The 22133-nt window shown below is 58.8% G+C and carries 18 protein-coding genes and 1 pseudogene; 8 read left to right on the top strand and 11 right to left on the bottom strand.

Features of this window, described 5'->3' with window-relative positions; genetic code table 11:
* Window positions 1-326 precede the first annotated feature (326 nt).
* Entirely contained in the window at window positions 327-1580 is a 1254-nt protein-coding gene (locus tag LB543_RS17855) for an ATP-binding protein (RefSeq protein ID WP_224614989.1), read from the top strand.
* A gap of 306 nt (window positions 1581-1886) precedes the next feature.
* Here LB543_RS17855 and LB543_RS17850 read toward each other — a convergent pair whose 3' ends face one another.
* The 4 genes from LB543_RS17850 to LB543_RS17835 form a co-directional block, all read right to left on the bottom strand.
* Window positions 1887-2189, bottom strand: a complete 303-nt coding sequence (locus LB543_RS17850; protein WP_224614988.1) for a hypothetical protein — start codon at window positions 2187-2189, stop codon at window positions 1887-1889.
* 103 nt (window positions 2190-2292) lie between these two features.
* Window positions 2293-2592 (bottom strand): hypothetical protein, encoded by a 300-nt coding sequence (locus LB543_RS17845; protein WP_224614987.1) that lies wholly within the window; start codon window positions 2590-2592, stop codon window positions 2293-2295.
* 1945 nt (window positions 2593-4537) lie between these two features.
* Complete coding sequence (locus tag LB543_RS17840; protein ID WP_224614986.1) at window positions 4538-4840, bottom strand: DUF1127 domain-containing protein; 303 nt, start codon at window positions 4838-4840, stop codon at window positions 4538-4540.
* Between the two features lie 745 nt (window positions 4841-5585).
* Window positions 5586-7025, bottom strand: coding sequence for a homospermidine synthase (locus LB543_RS17835; protein ID WP_224614985.1), 1440 nt, complete (start codon window positions 7023-7025; stop codon window positions 5586-5588).
* 716 nt (window positions 7026-7741) lie between these two features.
* On the opposite strand from LB543_RS17835, the gene rnk reads away from it, so the two are divergent.
* The 6 genes and pseudogenes from rnk (at window position 7742) to cydB (ending at window position 15197) form a co-directional block, all read left to right on the top strand.
* Window positions 7742-8185 carry a nucleoside diphosphate kinase regulator gene (rnk, locus tag LB543_RS17830; protein ID WP_224614984.1) on the top strand — a complete coding sequence of 148 codons (444 nt, stop codon included), beginning with the start codon at window positions 7742-7744 and terminating at the stop codon, window positions 8183-8185.
* 145 nt (window positions 8186-8330) lie between these two features.
* Complete coding sequence (locus LB543_RS17825) at window positions 8331-8873, top strand: nucleoside-diphosphate kinase (RefSeq protein ID WP_224614983.1); 543 nt, start codon at window positions 8331-8333, stop codon at window positions 8871-8873.
* 194 nt (window positions 8874-9067) lie between these two features.
* A pseudogene (locus tag LB543_RS17820) lies at window positions 9068-10181 on the top strand (DUF4158 domain-containing protein); the annotation flags it as partial.
* A gap of 1689 nt (window positions 10182-11870) precedes the next feature.
* Window positions 11871-12230 carry a PTS sugar transporter subunit IIA gene (locus tag LB543_RS17815; RefSeq protein WP_224614982.1) on the top strand — a complete coding sequence of 120 codons (360 nt, stop codon included), beginning with the start codon at window positions 11871-11873 and terminating at the stop codon, window positions 12228-12230.
* Window positions 12231-12807: 577 nt separating this feature from the next.
* Entirely contained in the window at window positions 12808-14190 is a 1383-nt protein-coding gene (locus LB543_RS17805; protein ID WP_224614980.1) for a cytochrome ubiquinol oxidase subunit I, read from the top strand.
* Window positions 14187-15197: a cytochrome d ubiquinol oxidase subunit II gene (cydB, locus tag LB543_RS17800; protein WP_318012976.1), complete on the top strand. Its 1011-nt coding sequence runs from the start codon at window positions 14187-14189 to the stop codon at window positions 15195-15197. Before LB543_RS17805 ends, cydB begins: the two co-directional genes overlap by 4 nt.
* Before the next feature lie 354 nt (window positions 15198-15551).
* On the opposite strand, the gene LB543_RS17795 is transcribed toward cydB, so the two are convergent.
* The 5 genes from LB543_RS17795 to LB543_RS17775 form a co-directional block, all read right to left on the bottom strand.
* A complete protein-coding gene (locus tag LB543_RS17795) occupies window positions 15552-15851 on the bottom strand; it encodes a DUF1127 domain-containing protein (protein WP_224614979.1) in 300 nt (99 codons plus the stop codon).
* Between the two features lie 614 nt (window positions 15852-16465).
* Entirely contained in the window at window positions 16466-16711 is a 246-nt protein-coding gene (locus LB543_RS17790) for a DUF982 domain-containing protein (protein WP_224614978.1), read from the bottom strand.
* Window positions 16712-16837: 126 nt separating this feature from the next.
* Window positions 16838-17455: a Tim44/TimA family putative adaptor protein gene (locus LB543_RS17785; protein WP_224614977.1), complete on the bottom strand. Its 618-nt coding sequence runs from the start codon at window positions 17453-17455 to the stop codon at window positions 16838-16840.
* A gap of 58 nt (window positions 17456-17513) precedes the next feature.
* The gene (ctaD, locus tag LB543_RS17780) at window positions 17514-19109 is read right to left on the bottom strand and encodes a cytochrome c oxidase subunit I (protein WP_224614976.1); all 1596 of its coding nucleotides are present in this window, start codon (window positions 19107-19109) and stop codon (window positions 17514-17516) included.
* A 31-nt stretch (window positions 19110-19140) separates the two neighbouring features.
* A complete protein-coding gene (locus LB543_RS17775) occupies window positions 19141-19803 on the bottom strand; it encodes a 5-formyltetrahydrofolate cyclo-ligase (RefSeq protein ID WP_224614975.1) in 663 nt (220 codons plus the stop codon).
* A gap of 131 nt (window positions 19804-19934) precedes the next feature.
* On the opposite strand from LB543_RS17775, the gene LB543_RS17770 reads away from it, so the two are divergent.
* Window positions 19935-20780, top strand: a complete 846-nt coding sequence (locus tag LB543_RS17770; RefSeq protein ID WP_224614974.1) for a LysR family transcriptional regulator — start codon at window positions 19935-19937, stop codon at window positions 20778-20780.
* 523 nt (window positions 20781-21303) lie between these two features.
* Here LB543_RS17770 and LB543_RS17765 read toward each other — a convergent pair.
* The gene (locus LB543_RS17765) at window positions 21304-21768 is read right to left on the bottom strand and encodes a pyridoxamine 5'-phosphate oxidase family protein (RefSeq protein ID WP_224614973.1); all 465 of its coding nucleotides are present in this window, start codon (window positions 21766-21768) and stop codon (window positions 21304-21306) included.
* Between the two features lie 134 nt (window positions 21769-21902).
* Window positions 21903-22118, bottom strand: coding sequence for a DUF2945 domain-containing protein (locus LB543_RS17760; RefSeq protein WP_224614972.1), 216 nt, complete (start codon window positions 22116-22118; stop codon window positions 21903-21905).
* Between the last annotated feature and the right edge of the window lie 15 nt (window positions 22119-22133).

The raw sequence follows: 22133 nt of genomic DNA, 5'->3' as shown, positions 1-22133 counted from the left end.
CTCGTTCCTCCAGCCACTTCGCCGTGTTCTTGATTCCTCCGAACGGAAAGACGTGCATCTGCTCGATGGCTGAACCGGAATAGGCTCGCAAGTGGTTCTCGACAGGGACGCCCGCGTCAGCTGGTGTAAGGGTATGCAGGCGAACTGGTCCCACCGGATGGACGTGGAAGGCACGCGCACCTTTACGATGCGCGTGCCGCTGCTTTGCAGTCGACCATCTTCTAGGCACTTGTGACGCCCGGGGGCAGAACCGGCAGCAATGAGTCTATAAAAAATGGCCGGCTCCACGCTTTAAATTAGACGGTCTTTGCGTTAAAGATGGACGCATGATCAGCTCGATATCGTCGCGTCCTGTCATCGATCGCAAGGTACGACCACTCGTCGAGATGGCCATTGCCGACACGCGGGTCGTCTTGATAACTGGCCCAAGGCAAGCGGGGAAAACAACACTCGCGCGACAGTTCACCGGTCCCGATCGCCCTTACATTACCCTGGACGACGCCGGCGCATTGAGCGCGGCCCGCGCCGATCCTGTCGGTTTCGTCAGGGGCGTCGAAAGGGCTGTGATTGATGAAGTCCAGCGTGCGCCGGACCTGATGCTGGCGATCAAGGAGAGCGTCGATCGCGACGATGCCCCAGGCAGGTTCCTTCTGACCGGCTCCGCCAACATGGCCACGGTGCCGGCGATCGCCGATTCTCTTGCCGGCAGGATGGCGACGATTTCGCTGCTGCCCTTCGCCCAGTCGGAAATCCATTCGAGACCGGGACGGCTTCTCGACCGCCTGTTCGCAGGCGAAGAGCCTGTCGTGGACGGGGCTGCGGTGCTCGGCGACGAACTCATCACGCTTGTCTTGCGGGGAGGCTACCCGGAAGCACTGCGCCGGGCGACCCCGGCCCGGCGCACTGCATGGTTAGAAGATTATGTGGCTCTGATACTTGACCGGGACGTTCGCGACATCGCCAACATCGACCAACTTGATCGATTACCCCGGTTGTTGGAGGTATTGGCCGAACACGCGGGGCAATTGATCAACCATTCCAGTTTTGGCGCGGCTCTCGGTCTGTCGAGCGTAACGGCGCAAAAATATGTGGCGATCCTCGAACGGCTCTTTCTGGTCAGGAGCCTTGCGCCCTGGTCGAGCAATCGGTTGAGCCGTCTCATCAAGACGCCGAAACTACATTTTCTCGACAGCGGCCTTCTTGCGACATTGCGTGAGGACGAGGACGAGGCGCTTCGGCAAGACCGGACGCGGTTCGGTGCCTTGCTCGAGAGTTTCGTTGTATCGGAACTTCTGAAGCTGGCCTCCTGGTCGGAGCGCAGGGTCTCATTCTCGCACTATCGGACCAAAGATCAGGATGAGGTCGACGTGGTGATCGAGGATCGCCGGGGCAGGATCATCGGGATCGAGGTGAAGGCTTCCGCGACCGTGCGATCGCAGGATTTTCGGGGACTACGCCAGTTGCAAGAAGCAGTCGGCGACCGGTTCGTGCGCGGACTCGTACTGCATGATCACGACCGGGTGACACCGTTCGGCCAGAAATTGCAGGCAGCACCTTTGTCAGTCCTGTGGTCGATGTAAGTCGCATAAAAGGGCAGTCTGGAATTTACGGAGAATTTCCAGAAACCGCTATGGCGTCCGGAATTATCTGTCGTTGGCTGGACTGCTAAGTATATGATTTCCCGCTGCTCGTGCCGAAGAGGTTACCAATGCCTTTCGGACACCAGATTACCAATATGCCCAACGACAACCAATTCCGGACGGGTCCTTAAGGAGATGTTTTGATTGGGCCTATTTCGGTCCCGATTGGTAACCTAAGGCCACCAAATACCCGCATTGGTACCCCCCAGCGACAGGTTGGTAATCCTATAGCGCCCGCCAGAGCCATTACATACCGCCGGTCGAAGCGATCGGACAGTTTGCGATCATTGCTGCCGTTAGCATCGCCGCGATTCCTGTCGCCGATAGGCCCATCGCTTGGCCATAAATGGGTCCGAAATAGATCCAGTTGCCAAAGATAACACCGGCGAGCAACGAGCCGACGACTGCAACGGGCGATTTTCTGAAAAGCGCGCGCGCATCGATTTTGACCTGAGTGAGCGGTTGCGGTGTAGGCGCGATCGAGAGCGCCACTGGAAGGAGGGCCGCTCCGAAAGCCAGGGCTCCGACCATGAAAAGAGTCTCGTTCATGATATCGCCAAGGGGCAGTATGAACTGCCCTCCGGCTACGCCCGACATCGACACGATCATGCACGTCGCAAAGATCGTGCCGCGGTTGGAGTTGTCGACCCGCTCATTCGACAACCATGTAGCCGCGGACAACACTCAATTCGCCGACGGCGCGGAAGGCGGCCCAGGCGAGAGGATGCGGCACGAGCGCCAACAGCAGTATCGAGGCGGCAAGCAGGGCTTGCAGGATGGCGAAGACCCTGATGTGGCCGACGCGTTTGACGAAGAGAGGGGTCAGAAGGCAGCCGGCTGTGAAGGCGACCGCATAGACCGTTCCGATCCAGGCGATCGTTGTCGACGACCAGCCCTCGACCGACGCCCGCAGTGGGACCAGCACGTTACCCAGCCCGGTGCCGACCATCATCAGAAATATGCCGAGAAGCAGAGCTGCGAATGTTCGAACTTGAATGCCACACGATGAATGCCCATGCCAGTGCCGCGTCGCAGTCTAGATCGCTTGAGAGCGCAGCACCGCTGCTACAGCGTCCGCTTGATGGCGCATTCCGGCTGGTCCGGATCGGCAGGGAGGGCAGCGGTTCGAGTCGCGCACACGCAAATGATGGGACTCTCGAGCGGATACGAACTGTCTTCCGTTGCGCAGGGTGCGTACCGTCGTAGCCACCGACTTTCTCTGACGCAATCCCGCCCACTGTCCAAAGCAGGATCGCGCCGGAAAATCAGTTCACTCTCTATCGAAGCGCCCCTGTGCCAGGCGCCGCTTGCCGAACGTCCCGCGACAAGCCTTCAGACTGTGGGCGAAATTTCCAGTCGCAGATTGGCTTGACGTCCTCTGCAGGTCTCGCCGTATAGAGCGCCTTGGATCTGAGCGTTTCCAGGAACTCCGCAAGCGTCGGTTCGCCAACCATGCCAGCTGCGTCGCCGATGGGCATCCAACGCCTCTTTCGGGCGTTCATTTTTGGCCAGTTGTGTAGCGTGCCCAGCACGTGCAGACCGAAGATCGTGACGTTGCACCGTTCGACAGAACCATCATCACGTCGCTTCGAACACTGGAAGCTTCCAGTGGGCTCTGCGTTGACCCGGCCAATCGCGCCAGCTTCTTCGTATGCTTCCGTTTCTGCGGACTGCGAGGCCGTACGGTGTCAGCCCTTCGGTACCGTCCAGCGGCCGCGACGACGGGACGTGATCAGAAGAACCTCGAGAAATCCATCACGGTTCACGCGCCATGGCAGTGCAGCGTATTGCTGAAGAGTCGGTATGGACGTTGGTATAGACACGGCCTTCCCAGAAGGGGGTCAATCCGAGGTAGCGACATGCTCATGATGGCACCCCGCTTCGGAATGAGCCAGACGGGGAGCGCGCTAACCGGGGCGTCCAGGGGATTGCGATCTTCGGAAGAGTCGATTGACCGCAGCTGACACATCTCCAGGTGGATCTTGGGACGGAAAAATTACAGGAGAGGCATCGCCTCGTGCGAGAAGATAACATGTGACGCTCCATCACAATGGCGCCAAAAGGGCACCGCAAGGAATGAACCGCTGGTCTTCAACTTCCCGGAGCAACTCGTGTGCGGAGTTAAGGGTTTGGATGCTTGCCCCGGGAAAGGACGCGTCCTTGCCCAGCAAGCCTCGAAATCTTGATGAGATTCTCCATGCACATGGCACATAGTATGGCTACGACAATTCCGTTCTACAAGGCGACGCTATGTCGCTGGGAAGTTATTTCCCTTTTGCTTTCAGGCGTTTGACATTTCAACAGAACTGGCCACGATGGTCCTCGTGCGAAAGAAAATACACTCTTGGACTGTCCTTCTCCAAGCGATCCCAAGCTTCGTCCTGCCGACAAACGGAGATAGAACTACGAGCGGGGCGGCCGCATCAACATGTGACCGGCCCCCGAAACGCAAAATATCGAATGACGCGGGTTGGCGGCTGCTGGAAGCCATTCATAGCGAACAGACTCCCTGGGCGCCGTCAGAGCACAGCGAACGCAATGATCATCAGCCCTAGCAGGCCTACTGCGATAATCGTTCTCGTCGTCGTGTCCATTGCATGTCTCCAAAGTATTGCGGGCGACGGATCAGCACGATTGCCAATTGCCAAGGGAACTGCCTCCCAGGCCTCGAGAAAGTGAGGTGACAACTGGAAGGGAGCGACCTCCATCGTCCTCCCATCTGGCGATGCAAGGATCGTATTGAGCCGGTGCCTGTCGTTGCGGGCTCCAAGGACCGTAAGCTGTGGAAACCGGAAGATGCAGGTCCCAACTATTCGCCGACGAGTTCATTTCTCAATCCTTTCATCTGTCTCCGATTCCATTGCGCGGTAGCAACTGGAATTTTCATCGCTAGCCATTCACGCGACTTCCCGAAGTTCATTGGCCCGACCCAACTTTTTCACAGCGGTCAGTTCTGCCGGGCCTGCGGCTTTGCTCGGTTCAGCGAACAGGCCGTCGACGATCTGTGGGATATCATTCCGACAGATTCCGATGTCGTTGAGCATTCTGTCGTCAAGCCGCCGTAACTCGGCAATCGCCTTCTGGCGCTGCCATTCCTTTAGGCTGTCCTGGATAATACGAGCCAAGGACCGGAGCATAAGACCTCCGTTCCAGCGGCGCGCCGCATTGCGTCGGTTGTGTTCATTCTGTTGATCGGACAAGACGTCCTCCATGAAGATGTGGTGATGCCAAACGGTCTTCTGCCTCGACCGAGTTGCTACGCTCGGTCGAAGTTGTGTCCACAACCCGAAAGACCGACGAACGCGTCAGCGCGGGTTCAGGCGTTCGCTCGCTAGGGGAACGCCGTCATTGGACTGGTGTGTTTGGGTGAGATGGGACCCCGAGACGTGGCAGGCGCGAACGCCATTCCCGCTCGGGGCTAGGAGCGGGTCGCCAAAAGATCTGCCAGAGGCAGGAACTTTCTGTGTGAAATCTCCAACATCATACTGTCAATGTGGTGCCTTGGATTAGAAACTCAATAGGCTCTAATATATAGTGACATTTAGTCGCGCCAGGTCAAAGGTCAGTTTATTTTTCTTATTTATATTCAGAAACTTCGCTAAAGCGCGACGAAGTTTCCTAGTCGGTTACTTTTAACTGTGGTTGCACAACGGTCACGCCAGCTTTCTAAATCGAAAAATAGGCGAATGGGCAGGCATGATCCTTGCCTCCTTCGGGGGGCCTGGGAAGCTGGCCCACCTACTGCCTTATGGAAGATGGTTACCGAATGCACAGCGTCTCGGTGGCAAGGTTCCCGCATCTGTCGCTGTGGGTAACCTCGACTGATCAGATCACACCCGATGTTGGCATCGCTACGGGGGACAAGCCGGTGGCCTGAGAGGAAGCATGTGCTCTACTTCCCGGCCGCCACGACGTGACGACCGGGATGTGATGGATTCACTGAGGTCAGGAAACGAGCACGTTGCGAAACTGCCATGGATCGGACGTGTCGAGGTTCTGCGGGAAGAAACCGGGCCGTCCGTCCAGCGGGGTCCAGTCGGTGTAAACCCCGGCGACCGTGCCGAGATAGGGTGACTGGATTTCCAGGCAGCGACGGAAGTCCAGCTCCTCTACCTCGACGATGCCGGCGGTTGAGTTTTCCAGCGCCCACACCATTCCTGCCAACAGCGCCGACGTCACTTGCAGGCCCGTCGCGTTGTGATGGGGCGCGAGTTCCCGGGTCTCGCCGATGGAAAGCGTCGAGCCGTACCAGTATGCGTTCCTAGAGTGCCCGTATAGCAGCACACCCAGTTCGTCTACGCCGTCGGCAATCTCGTTCTCGGTGAGGATATGGAACGTCCCCTGAGGAGCGCCCGCCCTGCCGAACATCTCATGCAGCGACAGAACCGCGTCATCGCATGGATGATAGGCATAGTGGCAGGTTGGCCGATAGGCCACGCCTCCGTCCTCGCGGCGCACAGTGAAATAGTCGGAAAGGGTGATCGCCTCGTTGTGCGTTACGAGAAAGGCGTGCTGTGCCTCTGCGGTCGGCGTCCACGAGCGGACGCGCGTGTCGGCGCCGGGCTGGAGGAGATAAATCGCAGCCTGGGATCCCTTGTCATGCGTGCGGCCGTTGGCCGGCATCCATTTCTCATGCGTGCCCCAGCCCAGTTCGGCCGGCTGCAGACCTTCGGCGACGAAACCTTCGACAGACCAGGTGTTGACGAAAGTGCCGATCGGCTTTGGCGACAGGGACCGTTGTGTATCGCGCTCGGCGATGTGGACGCCCTTGACGCCGACGCGCTGCATAAACACCGCCCATTCATCGCGCGTCTTCGGCTCCGGACCTTCGATGCCCATGTCCGTTGCGAGGTTCAACAGAGCCTGCTTGACGAGCCACGAGACCAGGCCCGGATTGGCACCGCAGCAGTTCACGGCCGTCGGGCCACCTGGGTTTTCCGCCTGCGCCTCGAGGATGATCTCGCGCAAGGCGTAGTTGGTGCGTGCCTCCGGTCCGGCGCTTTCGTCAAGGTAGAAGCCCGCCCAAGGCTCGGCAACGGTATCGATGTAGAGCGCCCCGACTTCGCGGCAGAGTTCCATGACGGCGCGCGACGAGACGTCGACCGATACGTTGACGCAGAAACCCTGGCCGCCGCCTTCGGTGAGGAGCGGCGTCAGGAGGTCACGGTAGCCGTCTCGGGTGACCGCCGCATGGACGAAGCGAATGCCATTCGCGTCGAGTAGCGCGCGGTCCGCGTCGTTCGGATCGAGGACGACGAAGCGCGAGCGGTCGAACTCGAAATGTCGCTCCAGCAAATGCAGCATTCCTTTGCCGATCGAGCCGAACCCGATCATGACGAGGGGCCCCATAATCCTGCCGTGAACCGGCCATTCGTTCTTGTTCATGAGACTGTCCAATCTTCAATTCTGCCTTTTCGGCGCGTTGTCCTGGCTCGGAGTGGGCGGGAGATCCGGACGCGGAAGCGCGTCCGGTCTGTCGCGCGTCGGAACGATCGGCGGCTTGAGCCACTTGTCGTGACGGGTCCGGCTCCGGCCTACGTCGTGCGATGACCGCCTCGCGCCCAAGGCGTGTCGACGGTCCTGATCATCGTGTCTGGAAAGGAGATTGCCTGCGCGGCGTCGATCGGCCGCCACCAGCATTGTGCCCCACAGCCGGGCGCAACGCGTCCCGACCGGGGGCTAGTTGCCCGCGATGGGGCACACCCTGAAGAGAATTCCGCTGAGGGGGAAAACGCTGGTCATGCCCCATGAGGTGGGCGTTGTCGGCATGCTTGTCAAGCAGCAGTCGCGGCAGCGTCGGACATCTGACAGTCTGGCGCGGGTGCAGGAGTTCGCCCAGCTTGACTTTATGTCTAGGGCGTCCCACGTTCTCCTGCATGTTGACTGATCGCTGCCTCCTCCCGCTTGGACGGGCATTCCCCATCGCGGGCACCTAACCCCCGGCTCGGTCGCGTCGCGCCCCGGCCGCGGGGCATAGGCCTTCACGTACTGCGTTACGCAGAAGTGTAGGAACAGCGACAAACCAATCCACACAGACAATCCTTCAGCCGTTGGCCCGCCTGTCGCGCCCGCGGTTGGATCATCTTGAAAGAGTTCTGAAAATGGCCACCACCACGGGCGGGCGCAAGCCTGCCATCACGATGACGCGCTCCGACCATTTGAGCCTGTCGCGTCTTGCCGAATCCCGCGCTGCCAGAGATCCGGATATGTCCGAGCAGCTCCTCGCCGAACTCGACCGCGCCCGCGTGGTGGAAGACAGGCGCATCCCGGCCCACGTCATCCGCATGGGCTCGACGCTGAGGTTCACCACCGACACGGGCGAGGACCGGACCGTCACGCTTGTGTTCCCTGGGGAGGCTGACATCGCCATGGGCAAGGTCTCGGTCCTGACGCCTATCGGCGCGGCCCTGATCGGCCTGGCCGCCTCGCAGTCGATCGACTGGACGTCGCGTGACGGCCGCGTCCACAGGCTGACCGTCGAGCGCGTCGAACAGAACGATGTCGCACGGTCGCCACGACCGCAGCCCGAACTGCGGACGGCATGATCATGTCGATGCCGCTCAGCCGACTTTCGCTCTACGGAGGATGTCTCATCGCAGGCTCGTAGCCCCCTGTGCCGCACCCGTGCGGCCAGGGGTTCTCCACCTCGTCCCGACTTACCGCTCCCAGGCGGAGCAATGGAGAACTACGATGTCAAAAGAAACCTGCATCCTCACCACGAAGGACTTCACGATCGTCGAAGTCATGCGCGACCGCTGTCTCGGCCAGGACGATCCGCTCGCCCCGATCCTCAAACGGAAGATCGAATCCGCGATCGTCATGTTCCGCGACGACGTTCCGGACGATGTCGCCACCATGAGCAGCCGCGTCACGTTCAGCGTGAACGGGCGCGATCCCGATACGCGCATCATTTCGCATGACCGCATGACGTCTCCGATCGGAATGTTCCTGCCCGTCACCACCTTGCGCGGGCTGGCGCTTCTCGGCTTGGCCGAGGGCGAGCATTTCATTTTCACGAACAGCGACGGCATCGAAGAGCGGATTCTGCTCGAGAAGGTCCACTACCAGCCGGAAGCGGCACGACGGGAAAAGGAAGCTCTGGAGAGACACTCGATTGGACAAGCTCACGGCAAACCTTCGCTGAGGTTGATCCGCGGAGCATTTTACGACCGGGCCCCGCTCGTGCCCGTCTCACCGGACGGTTTCGACGATCCCGGCCCTTCGGCTGCGTGACGGCAGCGCCGTAGCTGGGGTCGGAACCAGAGCAGTGCGAAATCGTACGCTAACGGGGAACGAAGCATGAACTGTGCCGTAGTGCGGAAACCATACGATCCCTGTGGATTGCCATCGCATCGGGCCAGATTTGATTTCTTCGTTCGCCCGACTCGACAACGCTCCGGCAGATTGGTCGTGGACGGAGTCGAGTGATGGGTAAACGCAAGCTTCTCAAGTCTCAGGATCGACTGAAGCTCATCGATGTGCCGGCTGACGAGGACAGCCTGATCCGACACTATTCGTTGTCGTCGGCCGATCGGCTTGAGGTTGGACTGCGAAGGCGAGAGCACAATCAGCTCGGCTTTGCCGTTCAGCTCTGTCTGATGCGATATCCAGGCCGAGTGCTAACGGCCGACGAAACTCCGCCTCGCGCAATGCTAAAGTACGTTGCTGAACAGATCGGCGTCGACCCTGGCACTTTCGCACTCTATGCGCGCCGTGAAGAAACCCGTCGCGACCACACGGCGCGCTTGATGGTGTATCTGGGTACGAGAAGCACCACAGGGCAAGATCGTCGAGCTGCGCTATTGGCTGCAATTCAGGCGGCCACGATGCCCGACGACGGTGCTCAGATAGCGAGTTCCACTGTCGCGACGTTTCGTGAATGGGTCTCTTCTGCCGGCCATCAACACGATCGAACGCATCGGTCTTGCCGCCCGCGCCATTGCTCGTCGGCGGGCAGAAAGAGCGCTGATCGAAGAAGTTTCGCTCGATAAGCTTCAATCATTGGATAGGCTGTTAGAGATAGACCCGTCGATCGGCCAAACCCGCTTTCATTGGCTGCGATCTCGCCAGAAGCGCCGGTGCGTCGAATCTGGTCGGGCTGACAGAAAGAGTTGCCTTCCTGCGCGCGCTGGAAATCGATCCGAAACTGCAGATGCGCATATCGTCCGGACGGTGGGACCAGATGATCCGTGAGGGTATGCGGGCGCGTTTCTGCAGGCGTTCACGTTCCAATCGGCGCGGCGACACGATCCGCTTCTTGCGGCGACTGCGTTGCTGAAACGCCTCTATGCCAAGAAGCGGCGGATACTTCCGGATCGCGTCCCGGTGACCCACCTTAGCCAAGCTGATCGACGGCTCATCCTTGGGCAGGAGAAGCCGGATCGGCGTCTCTATGAAATCGCAACGCTCGCGGCTTTACGAGATCGACTTCGGTCGGCGGACATATGGGTCGACGGCAGTCGATCCTTCCGACCAATCGATGAGCATCTGATGCCGCGGTCAACGTTCACCACAATGAAGGAGCAGGATAGACTCGGCTTGGCGTTCAGGGTGACTTCCAGAATAGTAAAGTCCGTGGTGGTGAGTATGCATGAGTCGAGTGACATCGCAGTTCTCCATCGCTCCGCATCGGGAGCGCTTTCGTTGAGACGAATGACCAAAGACGTAAGTCTCATTCACGCGGCAATTTATACCGCTTTTCGACTGCGAAGAGGTCAGACACCGCACGCGGCTCATCCAGAGCCGCGTGCAGGCTTTACTATCGACGTTTGTCCGGCAGAGTCGCCGCCTCACCGAGTTCAGAAATGGAAGCGGGTTGCGTTTTGTTCATCCTGTTCTTCTTGGGCTTGCGGAGTTCTCGATTGCCTCTTCTCTTGGACATGATGTCTTCCTTGTTTCAAGCGAGCTTAAATTCGACCGTCGAAACGCGGCCGCAAAAAGGCTCAGGTTCTTTTGAATTTGATGGGCTTCCCTGGACCGACGACGGTACGTCGTCGAGCCAGGGCTAGTGGCGTGCTTGCGGTCGCTTCCGACATGGAAGCCTGCGGCGCTTGATATTTTTCATAAAGGCATGATGGCCATCTGGGCCGCAAAGTCAAACAAGTGAAATAAAAATATATATCTATATTACCCGCTTGAAATAGAAAATTGACAAACTATGTTTTGTGCATGTGCATGAAAACGTTCATATTGGCTTCGAGGCTCGTGGGACAAGGCCGGAATATTTCCCGGAGCGTGTTCCTTCACCTCGGTTACCGCACATAAATCCTGCTCCGGGAAATTTCTGAACAATTTGCGGTTCATTCCCTGCGATGCTTTGCGCGTCGCATCGATGGAGCGTGATATGAGAATCTTTCCTTCGAAGCGAACTTGCCTCTACTGCAACCGCGTTCTCCCCAAAGCCGCGGCTCGATGCCCATGGTGTATAAGGTCGCTTGTCGTGCCGTCTGTCTTCGCGCAGATACCCGAGCCCTATTCCCATCCTGAAACGCGATTGAACCGGCGCAGGTGTGGCCATGACCCTGGTGTTGGAACGAGGAGGTCGTACCTCGGGGGCGCGTCATGTGACTACGCAATACGCAGCCATGCCCTGGCGCATCAGCCGTGACGGATATCTTGAGGTGATGCTTGTCACCTCGCGCCGCCGAGGCAGGTGGATCATTCCCAAAGGATGGCAGGTTGCGCGGTGCTCGCCGCGACGATCGGCTGAACGCGAGGCGTTCGAGGAAGCCGGCTTGATCGGCCACGCCGCACCCGGTCCGATCGGCACCTACCCGCTACACCAGGCAGGGCAAGGACGGCGCGCTTGAGCCGCGTCAGGTCACCGTGTTTTCCCTGCACGTGCGGGGAACGCTGGTCAGTTGGCCCAACCAAGGCCAGCGAAAGCGGCGCTGGCTGCCGATCGACCAAGCCTGCTTATGCGCTCTCTCGTGTCCAGGCCCACAAGGCAAGGCGGCTGCGCTCCTGCCGGCAGAAGCATCCAGCAATCCGAGCGCGCCTCCGCTCTCCTCAATGGGGCTGCGGGAAGGACCGCTGGAGCAAGTTGACCGTGCCCGCTTTCGCCTTTTTGCCGGCCGGCGGTCTCCCGCAAGAGGACTGCCAGAAAGGGCGGAGGCGGGCAGTGACGTGATCCGGAGCGCCGGTGTACGAATTTGTCAATCGGATTGTCGCCGATGGACCCGACGCGCGACGCTGTCTCGCAAAGAGACTGCTAGCAGGTGGAGGCTTGTCATGGATATCTGGCAATTCCTGCTCGAGCAGGACATCATGGCCACGAAGGCAAAGAGGTCTGCCCTCGGCAAGATCGTGGCTCGTCTCGCTCAGCGAACTGGAAAGAGCGAGAACGCGGTGCTGGAGGCGCTCTTGGAGCGCGAGCGCCTCGGGTCGACCGCCATGGGCGACGGCCTCGCGATGCCAGCTGCGTGCATCGACGGCATTTCCGATCCAGTGACGATGACGCGACATAGCAGCGGCCCGTCTGGTTCGACGCTCCCGACGACCGCCCGGTCAGATAGAAGCCCTATCGGCATGCGTTTCGAGGCAGCCGACGCGGGAGGATTGCATGAGGATCGGCGCCGAACGCAACTTTGAGGGAGCAGGCGCCCACGAAGCGATTGTTATCTACGGTGAGAACACCTCCCTTCGCGCGCTTTGCCACCTCCTCCAGAATTGCGCTGCCGTTACCAACGACGTTGGCAGCATTCGTCTTTCCCTGACCGAGACCACACTTCGTGCCCTGTCGTGCGACAGCGATGCGCTCAAGCTTTTGCACGAGCGCAGAGACGATCTCCGAAGATCGGCTTAATTCCGGACAGCGACAGATTATTCTGAACGGCACACTGGCAATTTCAGGGTAGGTTCAGAGCGGGCGAGTGCCCGCTGAACAATTGGCCTCGCCAACCTGAGAACGGATCAAAGCGGTCAGTGTCGACTGTGGGACAGGCTTGTGGATCACAAGGATCGATGGCAAAAGCGACTAGACCTTCTTGCCACTGGCCTCAGTTCGTGTGCAAATTCCAATCCCCTGGAGTTCGACACGGATGCCAATTCCTCTAGCTTGACCATGGCGTTTAGCAACGTGCTCTAAATTGCCGTGGCTTTTGCCACAGCCAGATTTCCCTCTCGGTAGTTTTTGAGGAGGCGAGCAATAGATTTCGATCCTGTCTTCTTGTCGCGACTGCAATTTGCCTGGGTGATCGGGTGGCACATCCTGCTGCCGGCCATTACTGTCGGACTGGCCTCGTTCATCGCGATGCTGGAAGGTCTTAATTTTTTTACCGGGAAGGATATCTATCTCCGCATCTCGACATTCTGGATCAAGATTTTCTCGATTGCGTTCGGCATGGGCGTCGTTACTGGCGTTGTGATGCCTTTCCAGTTCGGCACGAACTGGAGCCGCTTTTCCGACGCGACCGCCAACGTCCTGTCGCCCCTTTTCGCCTATGAGGGCCTGACAGCGTTTTTCCTGGAGGCAGCTTTCCTTGGCGTCCTTCTGTTCGGGCGTCAACTGGTGCCACGCTGGGCGCATTTCGTCGCCGCGCTGATGGTGGCTCTGGGTACTTTGCTGTCGTCCTTCTGGATCTTGTCGGCCAACAGCTGGATGCAGACGCCGGCCGGCTACGAAATCATCGACGGCCGTTTCTTTCCGACGGACTGGTTAAAGGTGGTTTTCAATCCTTCCTTCCCATACCGACTAGCGCATACCGTCGTGGCCTTCTTCGTCACGACCGGCTTCGTCGTCATGGGCGTCGGCGCCTACCTGATGCGCCGCGGACGGTCCGTGGAGGAAGGGCGCACCATGCTGTCGATGACGCTCTGGCTGCTGACAGTGCTGGTCCCGCTGCAGATATTCATTGGCGACCAGCACGGCTTGAACACGCGCGACTACCAGCCGGCCAAGCTTGCTGCGATCGAGGCACGCTGGGAAACCGCCCGCCAGGTGCCGCTGACGCTTTTCGCCATTCCCGACGACAAGGGTGAGCGCAACTTTTTTGCAATCGACCTTCCCTGGCTCGGCAGCCTCATCCTTACCCATCAGCTTGACGGCGAAGTCAAAGGCCTGAAAGACTTCCCGGCCGACCAGCGCCCGCCGGTCGCAGTCCCCTTTTTTTCCTTCCGCATCATGGTCGGCTGCGGCGTCCTGATGTTCGGCCTTGTCCTTTTTGGCGGATGGCTTCGCTGGCGCGGCCGGCTTGACACCTCGCCGACATTTCTGAAGATCACCCAGATTGCGGCGCCAATCGGCTTCGTGGCCGTCATCGCCGGATGGCTGACGACCGAGGTCGGACGCCAGCCCTGGACGGTCTATGGCCTCCTGCGCACGGCAGAATCGGTCTCACCGTCGCTGACCAGGTCCGACGTTTTGATCTCGTTGTTCGGCTATATCGCCGTCTACCTCATCATCTATCCGGCGGGCCTTTTTCTGATGCTGCGCATCGTGCGCAAGGGCACGGCAATTGTCAGCGAGGAAGCTGCGGAGATCGAAGGCGGGCGCCCAGAGGCGCCGGTCCGCGCCGGAGCCGTCGAACTTCGGGAGGGAGAACTGCGGTGACTCAGGTGCTGGATTTCGTGCCGATCTGGACGCTAATCCTCGGCATGGCGGTGTTCTTCTACGTGCTGCTGGACGGTTTCGATCTCGGCGTCGGTATGCTCTTCGGCTTCGCGCCCGACACTGCGTCCCGCAACACGATTATGAATTCGATTGCGCCAATCTGGGACGGCAACGAAACCTGGCTGGTTCTGGGAGGACTCGGGCTTCTGGCGGCATTTCCGCTGGCCTTCGCCATCATCATTCCGGCGGTGTATTTTCCGGTCCTCGTCATGCTGCTTGCGCTGGTGTTCCGCGGCGTGGCGTTCGAGTTCCGCTTCCGCGACGTCGAGCACAAGACATTCTGGGATCATGGCTTCTGCTACGGCTCGGCCATCGCCACTTTCGCGCAAGGCGTCGTGCTCGGCTCTTTCATCCAGGGTTTCGAAGTCGCCGGCAGGCAGTTCTCCGGCGGTTCCTTCGATTTTCTCACCCCTTTTTCGCTTCTGATCGGTTTCGCCTTGTTGTTCGGCTATGGTCTCTTGGGCGCCGGCTGGCTGATCCTAAAGACCGAGGGCGAGGTGCAGGCGGCGGCGCGCCGCCACGGTCGCGTCTGCCTTATCGGCGTCCTCATTGGCATCGGTGTCGTCAGCATCTGGACGCCGTTCATGAGCCAGACCATCGCCGCGCGCTGGTTCACGTGGCCGAACATACTGTACTTGGCCCCGGTGCCTATCGCGACCGCGGCAGTGGCCTACTTCACCTGGCGGGCTCTGGGCGGAGAAAGTGAGATCAAGCCTTTCATCGGCGGCATCGGCCTCTTTGTACTTTCCTATGTCGGGATCGCGATCAGCCTCTTTCCAATGATCGTGCCCTACCATTTTACGCTTTGGGAATCGGCCTCGTCGGAACGCACCCAGGCCTTCCTGCTGGTCGGCACTCTCGTGTTGTTGCCGGTGATCCTGATGTATACTGGCTGGTCCTATTGGGTGTTCCGCGGCAAGGTGCGCGCCGATATCGGTTATCATTAGAAAGCGATTTCGATAGGTCTGCCCCCCTCAATTGCAAACGACTCAGAGTTCGGAAGCAGTCCAGCCGTGGGGTTGCTGAAGGTCATGATCTGTAAAGCTGTGTGTCGGCCAGGGGGACGATGTCGTCTCATCGGTTCAGTCCTCCATTGGGAAGCCATCCTCTATGGATGGATTGTCGTTCTCCGTTTCAAAAAATCAGCGCCGGCAATACCAAACCCAGCCTCTGTATTTGGTTCATCATCGTGGCGCCCGGTGCAGGCATCAAACTCCTGCACTTTGAGGCGATACTTTCGTTCGGCAATCGAGGAACCTTTTGCGCAGCTTGATCATGTGAACGAGGCACAGGCCGCCCCGTCAGGCGGCCTTCCTCATCGTTTTGACTGCGTTTTGCGATGTAGAGACCAATGAGGTGGGAAAAACCAACTCGACGGTTTGATCGGTCAATCCGTCAATGACTTCTGGAATCTCGCTGCGCAAAATTCCGATGTCTCGAAGCATCCTGTCATCCAGGCGTTCAAGCTCTGCTATTGCCATGCGACGTTGTCGGCCTTCGAACGGCACTAGGATGAGCCAGCGTAGGAATCCCAACGTGTCGGCTCCTGGGTGTCCTGCGGATAAGCGGCTGTTCGTCTCTCTTGGCAGATTATCAGACATGTCGTGCTCCATTGTCGAAATTGAAGTTTGCTGGCAAGCGGACGCAGTCGCTTGTGACCCGCCGGGGGTCGACCAGTCGGGGATCCATACGGATTGCCCGCGGCCATTGCTCCGACGGGCGACAAGTGCCGTCCAACTCATGTTGATGGTGAAGGATCAGAAACCCCGAGGCAGAAGCGGACGAGCGCGTCGCTCCGCTCGGGGCTAGGAGCGGTTCAGCAGTGAGCCTGCGAGAAGCAGGAGCCTCCTATGGCGACTGAACAAGATCATGACTCCGATATGGTGTTAGTACTGTATCGTTCAATCCGGCGTGGCCCAGCCGCGTCCTTTCGTCACGATGTATATCGGAATAATCGTAGGACTGCGTATCCTCGTCGATTGTGCATTCATCGCAATCAACGTGGTCGGCCGGTTGGTCCCGGGTTGATGACATCGGGCGTTCCCCGACCAGGTGTGTCGTGACTGTCATGACGACCTCAATCGTGGGGTCTGGGCGTGCACAGCGGGAATAGCAGACCGGTCGCCAAGTCGCGTGACTTTGGTGAGAATCCGGATGCGCGGTCGACCGCCGACACACCGAGTTTCGTGCATCAGCAACGTCCTCGATTGGAATTCTACTCGACCAGTACGTGTGCCTCTCGGGCAGCTTCAACAAACGCATTTCTGGCGAGATCGGCTGGAATACCACCCATCACAGCTTGCCGACATGCGCGTAACGCGGTTCGGTGTTTTTGGCTTCCTTCGTTGCGCCAATGATTGACCAGGAGCTCAATGGCTTCCTGCGCGTTCGAAAGGTTGCGGATATCTCCTGAGATGCCTGTCGAGACGGAAACCGGTTTAGAAAACCAAGCGTCATACATGACATGGACCCTTTGGGTAGTTCAGCAGAGGAAACGTCACTTGAAGCTTCAAGTTGCAGCTACGCTGTCAAATCCGGGTTTTGCATTGGTGGTCGGTGGCCCGGTCGTGGAATTCAAGCAAAGCTGCTATGCATTGTCGGTAGCTATCAACCGCCAAACCGGATCCTTCGACCGAGCATCGTGTTCGAAGGTCCACACATCCCTCACTTCGATGATTTGGATCGGATCGCCGTCGATAACCCTATCGTCGGCGGAACGTGTCACGCTTATGACGTCTGCGACGAACCGAACGACAATCTCAATGCCGTTGCCTTGGTTAAAAGCATCCATAACGGTTGCTTCGGACAGGCGCACCAATGCGAGCTGCAGGTTTTCCCGGCGGGTCTCGCGCCCAAGAATGGCTCCCCCAAAGCTATCGAGGACATCGGCACCAACCAGGCCGCGCAATACGCCGATGTTGCCCTCGGCATAGGCCTGAAGCACAGCTGCATACGCCTTCTTGGCACCGCTCATAAACGAGGCCATATCAAAATTCGGGTCGATTTCGCGAATTGAATCAAGGGCTGCAACCAGGGAGGACGTATCCTCAGCAACATCTTCCCGTTGCGCGGACGACTCGTCAGCTTGTCCGGCCTTTACGCCCGCACCCGGCAGTAGCTGTGCCCAATTCCCCAGCAACGTCCAATAGAACGCGATCAATGCAACTGTCAGAAGGTGGTTAGCAAGATCTCCGGTTTCATTCATAATTTCCTCCCGACAAGATGTCGAAGCGGCAGCAGACGCCGATTTTGAACAGCCGAAATTACACAATGCGCGGCAGTTTTTCCCACTGATGGAAGGGTGGCGGCGACGGCAGCAGCCATTCGAGCGTGGTCGCCCCTTCACCCCACGGATTGGCGGCGGCCGGGCGCTTGCGAATGAGAGCCTCCGCCACAGCCACGAAGAAGACGATTAGTCCGACAGTCGAAATGTAGGACCCGATCGAGGACACGAAATTCCAGCCAGCAAAAGCGTCGGGGTAGTCGGCATAGCGTCGCGGCATGCCGGCCATGCCGAGGAAATGCTGCGGGAAGAAGACAAGATTGACGCCTACGAACATCAGCCAGAAATGCAGCTTGCCGAGCGTTTCGTCGTACATGTAGCCGGTCATCTTCGGGAACCAGTAGTAGAAGCCGGCGAAGATCGCGAAGACCGCTCCCAAAGACAGCACATAGTGAAAGTGAGCGATCACAAAGTAAGTATCGTGATACACGCGGTCGATACCGGGGTTCGCAACCATGATGCCAGTGACGCCGCCAATGGTGAACAGCAGGACGAAGCCGAGAGCCCACAGCATAGGTGTCTTGAACTCTATCGAGCCTCCCCACATGGTCGCCAACCACGAAAACACCTTCACGCCGGTCGGAACGGCGATGACCATCGAAGCGAAGGCGAAGTAGCGCTGCGTGTCGACCGAAAGGCCGGTCGTATACATGTGATGTGCCCAGACGACGAAGCCGATCGCGCCGATTGCCACCATGGCGTAGGCCATGCCGATATAGCCGAAGATCGGCTTCTTGGCGAAGGTCGAAATGACGTGGCTAATGATGCCGAAGCCAGGCAGGATCATGATGTAGACTTCGGGATGGCCGAAGAACCAGAACAGGTGCTGGTAGAGGATCGGGTCTCCGCCGCCATCCGGAACAAAGAAGGTCGTGCCGAAGTTACGGTCCGTGAGCAGCATCGTGATCGCACCGGCAAGCACCGGCAGCGACATCAGCAGCATGAAGGCGGTGACCAGCATCGACCAGGCGAACAGAGGCATCTTGTGCAGCGTCATTCCCGGCGCGCGCATGTTGAAGATGGTCGTGATGAAGTTGATCGCGCCGAGGATCGATGACGCTCCTGCGAGGTGGATCGAGAGGATGACGAGATCGACAGCAGGGCCGGGCTGGCCGGAGGTCGAAAGCGGCGGATAAAGTGTCCAGCCGCCGCCGTGCCCGAGCGTGCCGGGCGCTCCCGGCACGAACATCGAAGTGACGAAAAGGCTAAACGCGGCCACGAGCAGCCAGAACGAGATGTTGTTCATGCGCGGGAAAGCCATGTCGGGCGCACCGATCATGATTGGCACCATCCAATTACCGAAGCCACCGATCAGCGCCGGCATGAGGACGAAAAAGATCATGACCAGCCCATGGGCGCTGACGACGACGTTGTAGACACTCGGATCGCCGAATATCTGCAAACCTGGTTCCTGCAACTCCATCCGGATCAAAACAGAAAGCGCCGTGCCGAAGACTCCCGCCATGATCGAAAACAGCAGATAAAGCGTCCCGATATCCTTGTGGTTGGTGGAAAACAGCCACCTGACGAGAAAACGGGGCTTGTGATCATCCAAGGTCGTGGCCGGATTAGACATGATGTGCTTCCTGCTCTTCACCTGCGCTCAGTCATTCATCCGTGACGATCACATCCATCGGAATGTCGTGTGGCTGCGGATAGATGGTTTGAATTCTGCTGCCGGTGTAACCGACGCCGACGACGAAAGGACGCTTCGGCGCGGCGGCCAAGGTCCGGTCGAAGAAGCCGCCGCCATAACCCAGGCGATAGTTGGCCTGGTCGAAACCGACAACGGGCGCGACGACCACATCCGGATGGACCGATGGCCCGTGTGAGGGGACAAGAATATTCCATATGCCGCGTTCCAGAGGGTCTCCCGGTCCCCAGATGCGAAACTCCAGCGGCCAGCCTTTTTTGATGACGACCGGCAACGCGACCCGTCCGCCGCGCTCGATCACCCGTATCGCCCAGTTGCGAAGGTCCGGTTCGCCTCGAAAAGGCCAGTAGCCGCTGACGATGCGACCGCTCACCCGGCCGACAGCTAGGTCGAGAGCGGAGGCAATGCGTAAAGACCTCGCAACGCGGTCTTCGGCGTCGACGGCGAGACGCTCGTCGATCAGGCGCTTGCGCTCCGCCTTGCGCCATCGACAAATATCGGTCCATGCGTCTTGCACCACCGTCTCGGCCCCATATCCCGGGACGAGTTCGTGCATGAAGCATGGCGGAGAGGCGTACTCTCGCGTTTCTAAGGGACCATCCTCCTGATCGGACATTGCGCACTCCATTCCATAGACCGCTGCGGCCGGATTATCTCTGAACAAGGTTGCGCTGCGTAAAACAGGAAGGCAAACGGAATTAAATGCTGTATTGATGCAAGATTATTGCACTGATCCAGGAACCCAGTATGGACATTGACCGCGCGCGCACGTTTTTGGAGATCGTTCATTCTGGCAGCTTCCTGAAAGCCGCAGACCGGCTCCACGTCACCCAAACCACGGTGAGCGCGCGGATACGCACACTCGAGGAAGAGCTCGGGCGTCAGCTCTTTATCCGCAATCGCAATGGCGCGCAGCTGACGCCAGCGGGCCGGGAGTTCGAGCGGTTCGCCCAGTCATTCGTGCAAATCTGGGAACGGGCACGCCACCAGCTCGCTATCCCATCGGGAAGGACAAGCGTCATTGCCCTGGGCGGAGAGCTCAGCCTGTGGAACCCACTGCTGCTCGATTGGCTCGTCTGGATGAAAAAGACCAGGCCGGAAATTGCTGTCCAAGCTCACGTCGGCGTGCCGGACCAACTCCTCGATCAGCTCAGGACTGGCGTTCTGGATATTGCGGTGCTCTACGCGCCGAAGCTACTACCGGGCTTCAGGATAGAGCTTCTCGTCGAGGAGCAGCTCGTTCTGGTTCGGACCACGGACAGAGATGGGGAACCGGTCGGCTCCAAGGACTATGTTTATGTCGACTGGGGACCCCTGTTTGCGGCCCAACATGACGCAAGTTCCACCGCATTCGGGGAACCCGGATTGTTGGTCGGTCTAGGGCCGTTGGGTCTAAGCTACATTCTGCGTGCTGGTGGCATGGGCTATTTCCGCAGAGGTGCCGCAGCGCCCCACATCGAGGCAGGGGAACTCGAAATCGTGGAGGAGGCGCCGGAATTCACCTACCCAGCTTACGCCGTCTACCCTGAGGCAAGCGAGGCGAGACCGGATGTCAAGGAAGCGCTGCGAGGCCTCAAGCAGGTCGCCAAATGATCGATCTGCGACAGCCTAAACCCCCGTTCCTTATCCGGGTATAAGCACGGAGGTGGATCAGGAGTTCGCAAACTCTGCGGTGGCGTTGCCAATGATCGCCGCTGACTACTTGGTAGCCACCGCGAGGACCGTCTGTCACTTGATGGCAATGACTGGCTCGAACCGGCGAACCTCACCGAGAGCTAAGCCCAGTGGGCTGCTGAACCGACCCCTTGCCAACTATTCGCCCTTCAACGAGGACGGGCTTTAAGGGCAGGTCGAAGGCGGTCAACATCTCCCCCATCCGCGCACAAAAATAGCGGCTTATCGAGCATATGGCGCGATTGTGCCGCCGAGAATGAGGCGAGGACCGCTCGGTACGTTCGACTTCGACGCGCCAAGGATATCGATAGCCCTTCGAGAGTCGAAATTCAGGCGATCGCTTGTGAGCCTCGTCCAAGTTTCTGCATTTGCGATGGACTCCCCATCGTCCGGAGCCATCAAGCGACGCTCATTCTGCAACAGAACGAAGCGAGCGTCTCGGTCAGCGGTAAAATTCATCGTCGACAGTGGCCTGCCGGCCGCTCGCGCTTTCAATCCGGATTCGATAAAAAATCGTTTCGGGTGCTTTCATTGAGTACTGGCTGCTTGGCTTGAGGCCGCCAGGCTCCCACCAATCGACCCTTTTTTTGAGAAGGTCCCAAGCATGACCACGATCAAACCTCATAACTGGATTTTCGGGCAACTCATGAAAGACCCCGTTCACAACGACGCTTCGCCAGGTGCGCTTGCCAGAAAACTGGTCGACCTGTACGCACACCCAAGGGTTCAGGCGCATCCACTCGATCTTCTGTCCCATCAGGGAAAAGCTATAGAGGTAGTTCTCAGCGAAGGCATAGTGGATGGGCACCACATATGGCCGGCCGTCTTTGACACATGCCAATCGGCCAAGGCGGCTCTCTGAAAGAACGACATCGATTTCGGTTCGTGTCATTTCATGAATAATCATCGCTGCTCTCAATTACCCTCCACCGACGTTGGTTAGACGTCAGTTCGGTTCTGAGGCCGTCTGGTCTGGCCGCGGCGGCCCGGCTTGCTCAGGCGACCAGCTGCAGTCATCAATTGTTTTAGGGCCACATTGGTTCAGCCAAGAAGCTTCGTGAGGGCGGAGCCCTTGTGGAAAGCGATATGCTCGGTCTTGCTGCTTTTGATTTCATATTGGGGCATCTCCGCGCTCGCATGATGGGTGTAGCCGTTGACCTTGAAGCTCTGCGTACGTACCTGGATGATCGTACCGCTGACGCGCCCGGCCTCGGAATGCCAGCTCACATGATCGCCGATTTTGAAACTTTCGGTCATGATACCCCGACCGTT

This window comes from Mesorhizobium sp. ESP7-2 (assembly GCF_020164715.1).
Taxonomy (GTDB): Bacteria; Pseudomonadota; Alphaproteobacteria; order Rhizobiales; family Rhizobiaceae; genus Mesorhizobium.
This window is presented reverse-complemented; position numbering and strand designations above follow the sequence as displayed.

Coding starts and splice junctions, on each gene's coding strand:
- LB543_RS17855 (WP_224614989.1), top strand. CDS start 327: ATGATCAGCTCGATATCGTCGCGTCCTGTCATCGATCGCAAGGTACGA.
- LB543_RS17850 (WP_224614988.1), bottom strand. CDS start 2,189: ATGAACGAGACTCTTTTCATGGTCGGAGCCCTGGCTTTCGGAGCGGCC.
- LB543_RS17845 (WP_224614987.1), bottom strand. CDS start 2,592: ATGATGGTCGGCACCGGGCTGGGTAACGTGCTGGTCCCACTGCGGGCG.
- LB543_RS17835 (WP_224614985.1), bottom strand. CDS start 7,025: ATGAACAAGAACGAATGGCCGGTTCACGGCAGGATTATGGGGCCCCTC.
- rnk (WP_224614984.1), top strand. CDS start 7,742: ATGGCCACCACCACGGGCGGGCGCAAGCCTGCCATCACGATGACGCGC.
- LB543_RS17825 (WP_224614983.1), top strand. CDS start 8,331: ATGTCAAAAGAAACCTGCATCCTCACCACGAAGGACTTCACGATCGTC.
- LB543_RS17815 (WP_224614982.1), top strand. CDS start 11,871: ATGGATATCTGGCAATTCCTGCTCGAGCAGGACATCATGGCCACGAAG.
- LB543_RS17795 (WP_224614979.1), bottom strand. CDS start 15,851: ATGTCTGATAATCTGCCAAGAGAGACGAACAGCCGCTTATCCGCAGGA.
- LB543_RS17790 (WP_224614978.1), bottom strand. CDS start 16,711: ATGTATGACGCTTGGTTTTCTAAACCGGTTTCCGTCTCGACAGGCATC.
- LB543_RS17785 (WP_224614977.1), bottom strand. CDS start 17,455: ATGAATGAAACCGGAGATCTTGCTAACCACCTTCTGACAGTTGCATTG.
- ctaD (WP_224614976.1), bottom strand. CDS start 19,109: ATGTCTAATCCGGCCACGACCTTGGATGATCACAAGCCCCGTTTTCTC.
- LB543_RS17775 (WP_224614975.1), bottom strand. CDS start 19,803: ATGTCCGATCAGGAGGATGGTCCCTTAGAAACGCGAGAGTACGCCTCT.
- LB543_RS17770 (WP_224614974.1), top strand. CDS start 19,935: ATGGACATTGACCGCGCGCGCACGTTTTTGGAGATCGTTCATTCTGGC.
- LB543_RS17765 (WP_224614973.1), bottom strand. CDS start 21,768: ATGATTATTCATGAAATGACACGAACCGAAATCGATGTCGTTCTTTCA.
- LB543_RS17760 (WP_224614972.1), bottom strand. CDS start 22,118: ATGACCGAAAGTTTCAAAATCGGCGATCATGTGAGCTGGCATTCCGAG.